This window comes from Leptospira kanakyensis (genome assembly GCF_004769235.1).
Lineage (GTDB): Bacteria > Spirochaetota > Leptospiria > Leptospirales > Leptospiraceae > Leptospira_A > Leptospira_A kanakyensis.
The window spans coordinates 129,951-142,832 of sequence record NZ_RQFG01000010.1; the positions used below are offsets into that span (position 1 = coordinate 129,951).

Sequence of the window (12,882 nt, forward strand, 5' to 3'; positions counted from 1 at the left end):
TTAAGGTAATACGTAGATTCCCACACGATCGTTGTATAAACTTCCGATATACAACTGTCTTTTCTTTTCCAATACACTCGTAACTTCTTTTAAATGTTCTCCGCCAGGGTCTTGTAAGGTCATAAGTACCTTGCCGTTCCCATCTATTTTGAGTGCGTAACCATAAGGTTCTGCCTTAGGCCAAAGGAATTTTGGCAAAAAGGAAATCATTCTTTTGACTACGGGAGAAGGATGCATATTGTCCATCCTGTCATTTCTCACTGTAAAAAGAGCCACCCAAAACTCTCCGTTTTCATTACGAGTGATATTGTCTGGAAAACCAGGGAGATTCTCTATCACCGTTTCTTTTTGGCCTTTTTTTGCACCCTTTAACCAAAGTTTGGTGATCTTGTAACGGTAGGTTTCATTCACTAGCAGATAATCTTCATTTTTGGACAATGCAATTCCATTGGCAAAGTACAATTCGTCCGCAAGCAGTTCGGTTTCTTTGGTTTTAGGATCGTAAACAAAAACTCGTCCATAAGGCCGTGCTTCTAAAAGATCATAAAGGTATTCTTTTTGTTCATAAACAGAAGCATCGGAAAAGTAAATTTTTCCATCTTGGGCAATGTCTACATCATCTGTAAATTTAAATGGTTTTCCTTTGTATTCCGAAACAAGGACAGTTATTTTTCCTGACTTATCTAATGACAGGAGGCCACGATAGGCATCAGCGATGATGAGGTTTCCCTGTTTATCAAACTGAATTCCCAAAGGACGTCCTGACGTATTGGCGATGGCTTTGATTTCACCTTTAAGAGTGATACGAATGATACGCCCATCCTTGTCTCCACCATAGATGTTTCCATCAGTGTCCACGTCCAATGACTCCAACCCTTTTACTTTTCCAATGGCAAGTAAAATGGATTTTTGTAATTCGGTATTGGGTGCATAAACTCCAACTAATTCCGGCTTGACGGGAGGTTCATAGGAAACTGGTTCAAATGTTCTACAGGAAAAAAATAAAGAAAAAACAGATACATAGATTAAGAAATATTTCATTTTGGTTGTTTCTCCTTCTCGATCAAAACATCTTTTAAAGCCCATCTTTCATCCACCCATCGTTTCATTTTTTTAGACATAGGTGCAAACTGTTCGTTCTCTTCCACAGGTACTAGGGATGCGGGAATCACATCCACAAACACTTTTAGTTTGCGAATTTTACCTTGCATCAACTCTAAAAAACTAGGATTTTCTGTAGGATAAACTATCGTTAAATCGATAAAAGCATCAAGCGAATTCTTTAGTGTTGTGGACACAACGGAGATCCCACCACTGTGGGGCCTGAGTAAATGTTTGTAAGGATTTTTTTTCAGTAATTTCTGAACCCGTTCTGGAGTCCTACGATGGCCTTCGAGAAAATTCAAAATAGAAAAAGGCATACCGGCAAATTTCGCACAAACGTTTTTTACATTTTCTAAATCTTTGGTAGCAAGTTCTGGATTTTTTTTCAACTGTTCCTTGGTACTTCTTTTTACAAAAGGGAAATCAAGAGCAAGCCAAGCATGCCCAAGAATTGGAACATATTTTAGTGAATCTTTGATGAAAAAACGAATGAGTGGGATTTTTCGATTTAAAACAGACTGAATGATATAGATATCAGACCAAGATTGGTGGTTACAGATAATCATATAACGTCCATCTGGTTTCAAATCTTTATAAGCATCACCGACCACTTCAAATTGGACACCATACAAGATTCTGGAAATTCGATAGTTATTTTCGATCCAGATTTCTCCCACTTTTAATAGAAGCCTATCACCTAACCTTCTCGCAGAACCAGTTGTTACCAACTTCCAAATATACAAGGGATACATCGTTGGTATGATCGATAACAAATTCAAAAGAAACAAAATATAAGCAATGATTAAACCCAAAAGAAACTCCTAACTAATACGTCGTACCGATTCCAAGAATCGTAACATCATCCATCATAGAGGCATCTCCTCGAAATGAATGAAAATCATCCATCAGCAAATTGATTGTATCTGCTAAACTAAGATCCAAACTCTTTGCCGATGCAAAACTGGAAAGTAATTTGGATTCTCCAAGGAGGATCCCCTCTCCGTTTTCCTGTTCCAAATAACCATCAGAAATCATAAACAATCGATCCCCTAATCCAAAAGCTAAAGAATGATTGGAATATTCCACATCTTTCTCGAGACCGAGCATTACCCCTGATTCTGCCAGAGGGATGATTCCATCTTTTGTCACTATATATGGTTCATTGTGACCTGCTGAAGAATAAGTCAATTGGCTTTCTTCCATGTTCAAATCGACTATGACTGCGGTGAATTGGTTGGATTTTTTACCATACCGATCCATAAAAATTTGATTTAAGGCATAAAGAACATCTGCTGGATTCTGAGTATTGTGTTTAATATGATCATACTCAGCTTTTATCGCCATAGTGATGAGGGCAGCCTGGACACCGTGACCAATGGCATCGGCTAAAAATAATCGAATTTTGTTTTTTTCTAAACGAACCACATCAAAAATATCCCCACCAACTTCTGACATAGGTTCGAATCGTGATCCAAAATCTAAATGTGCTACATACTTAAGACCCAGTGGTAAAATATTTCTTTGGATGGTTTTAGCAGTTTCCAAATCTTCTTGGATGATTTTTAAAGATTGTGTTAACTTAGCAGTTCTTTCTTTTACCATCTCTTCCAAAGTTTCGTTTTGAAGGCGAAGTTCTTTATTTTTCTGAATGAGGACTTGGTTTTCTCTTTGTTCTGCGTTCCGAATTCTTGCAGTTAACAATTTCAAAAGAGTTAAGGTCATATCGGGACTTGTTTGGATCAAACGATGGAAATCTTCCCGAGTAAGTTCATAAAGAACAGAATCTTCTTTTGCAGAGATATTTACGGTGCGAGGAGCGGAATCAATCAGTGCAATTTCTCCGAAATAATCGCCAGATACTAAGTCACCAATAACAAGTATTTCTTCTTTAGTTTCATCCAAATACTTCCAAACTTCTACGATCCCAGATTCTATAAAATAAAATGAATCACCTAGCGTATACTGCTCGATGATAAGAGAACCTTTACCAAATAGGGCGCGTTTCATTTCTTTTTTTAAGAAACTTAAATCCGCATTTGGTTTCTCCGTAGATCCCATAAGTCAATTACCTGTAGAGGTTTCTTCTCGATTGACCAAGTCCAAAGCAAAGGCAGGTTTGCAGACAGACCAGTATTCTGCTTCTTCGGGAAAAGGATTGGAATACCGAACCTTGGTTCCCTTTTCTATCAAAATGGATTCACCAGCAGAGAGGATTACAATTTTTTCACCCACTTCAATTTGTTTTTTACCACGAACCATAAGTGTCCACTCATCGAAGTTAGGTGTTTGAAAAGGTTCACCCCAACCACTAGGCGCTACCATATGAGCGATCGATATATCAGAATTACCCGTTGAAGGAATTCCAAAATGTTCGGAAATTGTTTTTCCACCAGGAACGGGGATTTGGATTGGATTCGTTTGGTGTTTAAAACCCATATCTAAAAACCAGGAAATTTAAAACTAAATTTGTGTTTCAAAAGATCTTCCGTATATGACCATAAATTCCTTCGGGCCTGTATATCGTAGGATGGATCTGAACTTTTTGTGATTTTACTTTTTACAAAATATTTACCAGAAACAGAAGATACAGAAGGATCAGTTACAAGGAAAATAGATGTTTTTGCACCTTTTTCTTCCGAAATTGCAAAAAGATTTTGAGCAAACGTTAATAATACTTTCGCTAAACCTTCGTTATTTTGACCAAACTTGGTTTTAACAAATCCTGGATGGAGGCAATTGACAGTAATTTTTGTTTGGTTCAAACGTTCCGCAAGTTCATATGTAAAATAAATGTTCATGAGTTTTGATCTTTGGTATTGTTTCCAACCAGAATAATCCTTATCACCTAACAAATCACTAAAATCAAGAGACACACCCATGTGGGCACGTGATGCTACATTGACAATTCTAGCTTCACCTGCTTTTTTTAATGAAGGGAGTAAACCAAGAGCCATAATAAAATAATTCAAATGATTTAATGCAAACGTAGCTTCAAGGCCTTCTTTGGTAAGAGTATGTTTATCAAAATAAGCACCGGCATTGTTGAGTAAAACATCAATTTTTGGGTGATTCTTACGAATCGTTTCGGTTAGTAAAAAAGTTTCTTTTGCAGAAGATAAATCAGCCACATAAGAATGAACCACTGCTCCTGTAACTTCTAATGAATAAACAAGAGCCGCTAACTTATCTGCATTACGACCAACTAAAATTAATTCGTCTTGATTTTTTGCAAATGAATGAACACAGACCCGCCCGATGCCATCAGTAGCACCTGTAACTAAAATTGTTTTTTTCATGAAATGATCTCCTCTTTCATCTTTTTGGGAATGGTAAACACAAACCGGGAACCAGAAACCCCATCACTATCAGCAAACAAAATCCCACCGTTCACGGAGACAAATTCATGACAGAGCAAAAGCCCTATTCCGTTTCCTGTTTCCCCTTGGGTACCAGTCGATTTTATAACCTCTCCCACTTTGAACAGTTTGTCTAGGATTGCCCGAGACATCCCTACGCCTGAGTCGATCACAGAAACTTGCCAATCTCCACCAACATCAGTGGCTTGGATGAGAATTTGGCTATTGTTATGACTAAACTTCAAAGCATTCGAAACTAAATTTCTAACCACTGTGATGATCATTCGATCATCACAAAAAACCATTGCATGAGAAGGAATTTCTACTTCTAATTGAATGCCTTTATTCGAGGCACTGAGAACAAATAGTTCCAAACATTCTCTGACAATATTATCCAAACGGTAGTAATGCGGGCGAAACTGTTCTTCCCCTCTTTGTAACTTAGACCATTCTAAAAGATTCTCTAATAAAGAAAAAACTGATTCAGTAGCATCAACAAGAGACTGTGTCATTCCTGCGAGCGCGTCCTCTTTTTTTTTCATATCTTCATTCAAAACTTTCAGTAACATTTTAATCCCAGCTAAGGGTCCACGTAAGTCGTGGGAAATAATCGATAAAAACCTGTCTTTGGTTCCATTCGCAACCATTAGTTCACGGTTGACATTAGACATTTGTTTTTCTAAATTTCTTTGTTCTGTATTGTCCCTAAAAACAAGAACCATTCCAATTTTTTTTCGATTTGCGTCTCGGATCTGTTTGGCGGTAACTTCCCAATACTTTCCATCTTTTTCCCAAATCCACTTAGTGAGAGTTTTTTTATCAGATAGGTGATCGAGTTTAGAGATAATGCCAGGGGCTGAAGCAAAAAAATATTTATGAGAGAGTAAACTAGAATTTTTAGAAGCAATTTGGAATAAATGTTCTGCTGCCATATTCCAATCTACAATACGATGATTAAAATCGAGAATGACAACTGCTTCGTCTAACTCGTCTACAATTTCCCCGCGCACCAATGGCACAAGATCGAACATTCGATAATATCCAATGGCAAAAAAAATCAAAATTACTTGTATGGTGCTCATCACCGCAGTGATATTGAGTCCTGGCAGAGGCCTAAATCCAGACTTATGTAAAATTGCTGTTACCCAAATAAATAAATAGGAAAACAGAATGAGCATATATCTTCTGCGTTCGGTGGACTTGGATACAAAGATACCTTTGATTAATAAATATCCAACAAACACTGACCAAAAAAAAGAAAAAAAATAAGAAACAACAAACCCACCTGTATTGGTTTCCTGAACCCACTGGATCCTTCCATTGATATTTACCAAATAAGTATCGAGTGTTAAAGTTTTAAAGATTGGATCTAATACACAAACTGCCAATGTTAAAAGTGGTTGGATTGTGAGCAAAACCCAAAACTTTTTTGTCAACAAATGTTTGTTTTGCGTAAACTCCAAAGAAACAAGAACCATTCCCAGGTTGGCAAGGGAAACTCCGATGTATAATAACGAAATAAAGGATCTATGTAAGTCAGGACTAATGAATACAAAATCGAGACCATAGAATCCGGTCCACATCATGGAACCGAAAACTAAAATGAGTAAGTATTTAACAAGGTCTAGGCGGAAGGATTTTAAAACGAATAGCCCCAATACAAGATTGAAGCCGAATGCTAAAAATAAAAGTAAGCTATAAGGATGGAATTGCCACAAACTAAGTTTCTTCGCTGCTTAGCATTTCGCAATTTCCGTCAAACACAACACCATCGGCAATTTGTAGTTTTGCGGTACGAATGTTACCTTGAACTTTTCCAGTAGATAACATTTCTAATCTTTGAGTTGCTGTTACGTTTCCAATGATAGTCCCACCAACAACAACAGTTCCTGCTTTGATGTTTGCTTTCACACGCGCACCTTCACTAATCACAAGATAACCATCAGAGATGATTTCTCCAGTAAAGTCTCCAGAAATTTGTAAAGGTTTTTTGAAGGCTAAAGTTCCGCTAAATGCTGTTTCTTTTCCGAGGATAGTAGCAATAACTCCGTGTTCGGTGATGGTTGTTTGCATTTCTTTTTTTGACATAGTTCCTATTTAGTTTTCATGTTGTATACCCCGTCCCAATCTTCTGGTGGGGGATCTGCGATGTAATCATCACATCTTTCAATGTATAGTTTTGAAGGGCCATCTTCTGGATGAATCGCGAGTCCTTTTTTGAACTCTTCTTTTGCTTCTGCGAACTTTCGCGACTTATATAAAGAAAGGGCATGGTTGTAATGAACCAGAACTGCCTTCATTTTATCACTAACGATCATCTGGGCTCCTTGTAAAAAACGACAACTGCCGTTGCGTAGTGGTCAGCATGGCTGATGGATACGGAACTGCTAGTAAATCCTTTCTCTCGGAAAAACTTCTCAGTTTTCCCATGGATGACTAGCGTTTTTTTACCAAAATTTGTCCCTGCGAGTTCAATCTCGCGCATATCTGCGACTTCCCCTGGATTTAGGTTCAGGGCCTTGATCACAGCTTCTTTACAGGCAAACCGGCCTGCGAGAAAGGGGACTGGATCCTTGTGTTTGTGGCAGTATTCCACTTCTTCTTCGGTAAAAACTCGCTTTAAAAACCGATCCCCGTGTTTCTCTAGGAGTTCACGAATTCTATGGTTTTCGACGATGTCGTTCCCGACGGATAACATAAGATGATTTATTTTCGCCGAAGTTCTAAGAGTCGAGCAAATAAAATATTGTTTTCTTTATGGTAGGGGCGTCTGAGTTTCACTCTTTCAGAATAATCGAAGGCAGCAGAAAAATCTCCATTTTTAAACAAGGCTTCCGCAATATAAAATAGTGTTAGGCTGTCCGATGGATTTTTTTGGGCATATCCTAGTGCAAATTCTAAAGGGAACGCAGACATTCTATGTTCCGTATATAAATAAATTTTTTGAACCGAAAGTGGAGCATCGTGGATGGAATCAAAATTGCTGGAAATTATACGTTCGACTTCCGGCCATTTTTTTTGTTTGTATAAGGTCAAAGCACGAAGGTAAACAAAATGTTTTGGATGGTTTGTCGGAACATGAATGGGTGATCCTTCTCCCGTATATTCCACTCGAATGAGCGAGAGATCATCGATCAATTCTCCATGGCTTTTAATAGCATCCCGAATGGATTCCAAATCCCCTTGTCCCTCCAAAGTTGTTTTTAGGAACAATTCATCATCCTCATTGACTTCCATTTCCACTTCAGATCCGATCAAAATATCATCGCGACCGTCAGAACCAATGAGTAAAACATCACCTTTTTCTAGTTGGAAGGTATTAATTTGGAGCGCTTTTTTAGATGCGAGCAATCCAAGTTTCGCACAAACATAGTTATGCGGTAAAAAGGAAGTTCGATCATTTCGATAAATGACTGGCCTTGGATGTTCTGCATTTAGAAAATAAAAAAATCCAGTTTCATCATCGATCAAACAAAGAAACATAGAAATCAACATGGATCCATCAAAGGTAACCAACGTGTTATGTAGTTCTATATAAGCATTGCTCACCCATTTTTCAGGAGTGATATCACGAACTTCCTCAGACTGCCCATTCCTTTTGATAATGGCTTCAAATACAGATCCAATCACAAGGGCACCACTCGCCCCTTGCATGGATTTACCCATTGCATCACCATTTAATACAACAATGTATTTTTTATTTTGTAATTGGATGGAAGAAGACACACATAAATCCCCACCAATTTCAGAACTCCATTGTTTATAAGAAAATTTTTTCTTTTGTTCCGTAAGGAACTGAATTTTCATATTAGAAGAACTTGCTAGGTTCTGAGTTAGCGGTTCAATGAGTAAAGAGGCTAAAAAGTAGTCTCCGTCTTGTTGTTCTTTCAAACCCTTAACTTCCGTTAGGGCAAAATTCAATTCTTTGGTTCTTTCATCTACCTTTTGTTCCAAATTGGTATAAAGAAGTGAATTCTCAATTGAAACCGCGATCTGCGAAGATAAAATTTTAAGTATTTCCACTCGTCCAGGAGTGAAAGCATCCGTTGTTAGATTATTTTCCAAATAAACAATCCCAACCACAGTTCCATGACTTAAAATGGGATAACAAAGTAAAGATTTAGGCAGGGTGGATTTGACATAAGGATCATTCTTAAAATCACCTTCTCTTGCTGCATCCCCACAAATCACAACAAGACCGGTTCTCACCACATAACCAATGATTTGTGAAGGAATTTTGTTTTGATTTACATAGGCCACTGGCTCTAAAAAATCAATGGCAAAGGGAGATTCTGAATAAACAAAAACAGATTCTTTTTCGGCTTCAGATTCTGCCAATACTTGCCAACCAGAATCAGATTTTAGAATAAAGTATCCTCTTTCCGCACCAGCATTTTCGATCAAAATTTTCATCATCTTTTCCAGAAGACGATTGAGTTGGATTTCTCCGGAAATGGTTTGAGAGGCTTTGATGACCGTATTGATATCAAGAGAAGAACCTACATCTCCAAAAATATCTTTAGTCGTACTAAACAAGGAAAGGCTATCTGTAGAATCCGTTCGAAAGTTTCTTCCAATATATTTTTTTAAGGCAATATGATTTGCCTCAAGTTGTTTCACCTTGGATAAAAATCCATATTTTCCATAACGGTAATGTGCTTCCACCAAATGTAGGTTACTATACTGCTCAAATCCGGTTTCCTTCCACATTCGAACCAAAAATTCATTTGCAATGGCTTCTTCTAAGATAAAGTTAGATTCCCTTGCGGAAGAAATGGCCGCCTTACAAGCGATTACGGCTTGCGTTTTTTCATTGGCCAAATAAAGAATCAAAGCAGATATAATTTCGTATTTATGGACAAAATTTTCAGGTGAACTTTTTGCCCATACCTTCATCCGTTTTTCAAATCCAAGTAATCTTTTCTTTAGATTTACCTTCGTTGTTCCCTGTGGAGTTACATCGTCAACGATCAAAGAAAAAGCAACCAAAGCTCCAAAAAATACATGTTCGGGAACAAACATCATTCCAAACATAGCACCTTCTAAAGAATCCAGTTTTAATGAATATTCATACGCTTTTTGTTTATCACCCAGGAAATATTCAATTCGCAACTTACATAAATTATAATCGAAAAGAGCATTTGCATTTCCTGTGGTTAACCATTCTGAAACAGTTTCCGATTCGGAAAAATATCTACCTTCCAAATTCATTGGATCGGCCGACTCACCCCTCATATTTTCCACTAATTGTAAGTTCAACCGGTGTACTTGGTAAGCATGATTTTGACGTAAACTTAAAAGTGATGCATCATAACGCAGTTGGCTTTTATATAAATCTTCCAAGTTTTCTCTAAATAACAAACCTTGGAAGTGGATATTATTCAAAGAATAAGCGGAGTATTGTAAATCCCCTGTTTCCATTCCCGCAAGGAAACTATCCCAAAATATGGAACGGCCATCTCTTGCATGATTTTTCCATGGTGCAATCATACAAGCAAACATAAACAAGGTTCGGCATCTAAACGTTCTAGCATCAAGTGAATCAAGTAACCTTACACCTAACTGGCCAAACTTAAGTCCATCTTCATAGTTCCCGAGACCAGAACCCTGAATGATTCCCATGGCACAAAACCCGAAAGCACTGATTTCGCATAATCCGTATTTTAAAGTATGATTGACTAATTTTAAAACGATGACAGGGAATAAATTTGGTTCTGCGAGAAAAGAGGGAGCAATACAAGCATTCAGAATTCGCATGATTGCCAGATACTTTGGATCTTCCGATACCGGAAGTTGTTCTAAACTTTCAATGGATCTTCGCCCTAATTTAAACTTGAACTTTAGAATTTCGCGTAGAGGCGAAAGTGGGGTGGCTTTTTTTGGCAACCTAACACCTACAAGTTTCAAAGCTTGTTTCAGGGTTTCCAATACCTCCTTCATCTTGTTTTGAGTCACAAGCATAGAAGATTGGAGTTCATAAACCAAAATTTTATCTAAGTCATTACGAACAAAATGTAGAATGTAATTAAAACTTTTTTCAGCTGCTTCAAAGTTTTTAGAAAGGTAAGCTGACCTTGCATAAGCCAAATGAAGTTTCAAAGTATTTTCATACTCAGAATTCCATTCAGCATCTGTCATAAGTCCGACCATTCGATCAAAAAAAGTAAAAGCAGCATCGTAGGCAGAAGAATTTAATGCTTTAAAACCAGCCTTTTCGTTTAAAATTCGTAACTCAGCCAATTCTTCACTGCCCTTCATTTGGGAAGCACCCAAATTCAATTGGTTTACAATTGTAAATAAATGATCGTCGAGTTTATACTTATACAGAATGGAAAGGTAAGTTTTTCCAATTTTATAATGGAGCTGCGACTTTTCTTCTGGGGAAATGATTTTGTAAATTGCTTCCCTAATTTTATCATGAGTGAAGTTTGCATCTTCCATTCCTAAAATTAGGAATTCTTCATTGGCAAGAGCTACCAAATCCATTGATGCTTTATGGTAAGGTCTTTCAGCAATGGTTGCATATATATCATGCCGAAACCAGTTACCAATACAGGCGGTAAGTTTTAATGCTTCGATGAGTTCTGCAGATTGGAGATTGATTTTATCTATAATTAAATCGATAACGTTATCTGAAATGTTAACGGCATCAATTTTATCTTTATCCCAAGACCAATGATCATCAGTAAAATAGATGTAAGATCTTTCATAAAGATTCTTAAACATTTCATTTACATGGAATGGATTCCCTTTTGTTTTTTTCCAAAGAACTTCTGCAATGGGCCTAATTTCAGACTCAGGAACCACTAAAGTTTCGGAAACGAGCATAGCGACATCTCGTTCTCGTAATGGCTCTAAACGAATTTCGGTAACAGGGATTTGGTATTCTCCAAGTTCTTCCAACAAACGAAAAAATGGATCTGTCGGGAATACTTCATTATCACGATAAGATAAAATAATAAAAAAATGTGAAATTTCAGGATCTGTGAGTACTTCTTTCAAAAGTAAAATACTGGAAGAGTCTGCCCATTGTAAATCATCCAAGAATAATACAACAGGATGATCCTTGGTACAAATTGTACGCAAAAACTTTCTGAAAACCAAATGGAACCTGTTTTCCGTTTCTAAACTATCCAACTCTGGTGGAGCTTGTTTTTCACCTAACAGCTGTGATAATTCGGGTACCACATCAATGATTAGTTTTGCATTAGCACCAAGTGCATGGTTCAGAACTCGGTTCCATTCTTTTACTGAAGACTCACTTTCAGAAAGTAACTGGCGTACTAGACCTTGTAAAGCTAAGTTAATCGCACGGTAAGGAATGGATTTTTTATATAAATCAAATTTACCTGAGGTAAAATAAGCTTTTTCCCGAGTCACCGGTTTTTGAATTTCGTTAATCAGTGCGGACTTTCCAATTCCTGAACGTCCAGAGATAAGGAAAATTTCTATTTTTCCTTCCGTAGCATCCAAAAACTTTTCTTCGAAGATGCGGAGTTGGTCTTCTCTTCCGTATAGTTTTTTGGGAATTTGGAATCTGGAAGATTTATCATTTTTGGCAAGTTCCATTTGGAACTGATGTAAGGATTCACGTCCATTTTCCAAAAGAACCGATTGCATCGCCGATAAATCAGAAAGTAAACCAGTTGCTGTTTGGTAACGATCTTCTGGATTTTTTTCCAAAAGTTTCATAATCAAATCAGAGATAATTTTTGGAGCACCTGTTCTCTCTTGCGGAGACAGCGGAGTTTTTGCCAAATGGGCGTGAACCATTTCCAAACTATCTGTATATAAAAAAGGAAGATCCCCAGTGATTAACTGGTATAAGGTGACTCCGAATGAATAAAAATCAGTTCGATAATCTACTGTTCGATTCATCCGTCCCGTTTGTTCCGGAGATATATGAGCCAAGGTACCGGTTAAATTTTGGTTCATAGGAAGATAAAAATTTCGATGTGTTAATAGAGTGGCCGAACCAAAGTCGATAATCTTTAATGCGCCGGTATCAGGATTATAAATTATATTTTGTGCTTTGATGTCATTATGAACAATTTTTGCTTTATGAATGTCGATGAGTGCCTTACAAACTTCGATTGCAATATTTAAGAATGTTGCAATATTACTATATTTACCACTTAACTGTAATTTGGCGAGATCGGTAAATCCTACATGAGGGAAAACAATTGCAACGGTGTTTTGATAGGATTCTAAATCTAAAGGTCTAAGTGTATATGGAGAATCGATGGATCTTAGGATTTCAAATTCACTTTTAAACCGAGTAATTTCTTGGTTATCAGGATAATCACGATTGAGTAGTTTGATCACAACGGGACTACCAGTGGCAGCCTCCCCTGTATACACGGAACTTCTTTTCCCTAAATGAAGTTCCTTAATCGCTTTATATTTTCCTACAGTAAACAAT

General features: G+C 37.3%; 10 protein-coding genes. All 10 read right to left on the minus strand.

Annotated elements, in window-relative coordinates; translation table 11 throughout:
- Genes EHQ16_RS08540 through EHQ16_RS08585 form a run of 10 tightly spaced genes read right to left on the minus strand, consistent with a single transcriptional unit; the run spans window position 1 to window position 12,881 of the window.
- Complete coding sequence (locus tag EHQ16_RS08540; RefSeq protein WP_135631534.1) at window positions 1–1,041, minus strand: SMP-30/gluconolactonase/LRE family protein; 1,041 nt, start codon at window positions 1,039–1,041, stop codon at window positions 1–3.
- On the minus strand, window positions 1,038–1,916 hold the full coding sequence (locus EHQ16_RS08545; RefSeq protein ID WP_135631536.1) for an acetyltransferase: 879 nt from the start codon (window positions 1,914–1,916) through the stop codon (window positions 1,038–1,040). Before EHQ16_RS08545 ends, EHQ16_RS08540 begins: the two co-directional genes overlap by 4 nt.
- A 13-nt stretch (window positions 1,917–1,929) precedes the next feature.
- A complete protein-coding gene (locus EHQ16_RS08550; RefSeq protein WP_135631538.1) occupies window positions 1,930–3,162 on the minus strand; it encodes a PP2C family protein-serine/threonine phosphatase in 1,233 nt (410 codons plus the stop codon).
- A 3-nt stretch (window positions 3,163–3,165) separates the two neighbouring features.
- Window positions 3,166–3,540, minus strand: coding sequence for a cupin domain-containing protein (locus tag EHQ16_RS08555; protein ID WP_135631540.1), 375 nt, complete (start codon window positions 3,538–3,540; stop codon window positions 3,166–3,168).
- Between the two features lie 2 nt (window positions 3,541–3,542).
- Complete coding sequence (locus tag EHQ16_RS08560) at window positions 3,543–4,400, minus strand: SDR family oxidoreductase (protein ID WP_135631542.1); 858 nt, start codon at window positions 4,398–4,400, stop codon at window positions 3,543–3,545.
- Window positions 4,397–6,178: a sensor histidine kinase gene (locus EHQ16_RS08565; RefSeq protein WP_135631544.1), complete on the minus strand. Its 1,782-nt coding sequence runs from the start codon at window positions 6,176–6,178 to the stop codon at window positions 4,397–4,399. Before EHQ16_RS08565 ends, EHQ16_RS08560 begins: the two co-directional genes overlap by 4 nt.
- Before the next feature lies 1 nt (window position 6,179).
- Entirely contained in the window at window positions 6,180–6,548 is a 369-nt protein-coding gene (locus EHQ16_RS08570; RefSeq protein WP_002974586.1) for a bactofilin family protein, read from the minus strand.
- A gap of 5 nt (window positions 6,549–6,553) precedes the next feature.
- Window positions 6,554–6,775, minus strand: a complete 222-nt coding sequence (locus EHQ16_RS08575) for a hypothetical protein (RefSeq protein WP_208742276.1) — start codon at window positions 6,773–6,775, stop codon at window positions 6,554–6,556.
- Window positions 6,775–7,158 carry a holo-ACP synthase gene (gene acpS, locus EHQ16_RS08580; protein WP_135631547.1) on the minus strand — a complete coding sequence of 128 codons (384 nt, stop codon included), beginning with the start codon at window positions 7,156–7,158 and terminating at the stop codon, window positions 6,775–6,777. Before acpS ends, EHQ16_RS08575 begins: the two co-directional genes overlap by 1 nt.
- A gap of 8 nt (window positions 7,159–7,166) precedes the next feature.
- On the minus strand, window positions 7,167–12,881 hold the full coding sequence (locus tag EHQ16_RS08585; RefSeq protein ID WP_135631548.1) for a protein kinase domain-containing protein: 5,715 nt from the start codon (window positions 12,879–12,881) through the stop codon (window positions 7,167–7,169).
- Window position 12,882 lies beyond the last annotated feature (1 nt).

Coding starts and splice junctions, on each gene's coding strand:
- EHQ16_RS08540 (WP_135631534.1), bottom strand. CDS start 1,041: ATGAAATATTTCTTAATCTATGTATCTGTTTTTTCTTTATTTTTTTCC.
- EHQ16_RS08550 (WP_135631538.1), bottom strand. CDS start 3,162: ATGGGATCTACGGAGAAACCAAATGCGGATTTAAGTTTCTTAAAAAAA.
- EHQ16_RS08555 (WP_135631540.1), bottom strand. CDS start 3,540: ATGGGTTTTAAACACCAAACGAATCCAATCCAAATCCCCGTTCCTGGT.
- EHQ16_RS08560 (WP_135631542.1), bottom strand. CDS start 4,400: ATGAAAAAAACAATTTTAGTTACAGGTGCTACTGATGGCATCGGGCGG.
- EHQ16_RS08570 (WP_002974586.1), bottom strand. CDS start 6,548: ATGTCAAAAAAAGAAATGCAAACAACCATCACCGAACACGGAGTTATT.
- acpS (WP_135631547.1), bottom strand. CDS start 7,158: ATGTTATCCGTCGGGAACGACATCGTCGAAAACCATAGAATTCGTGAA.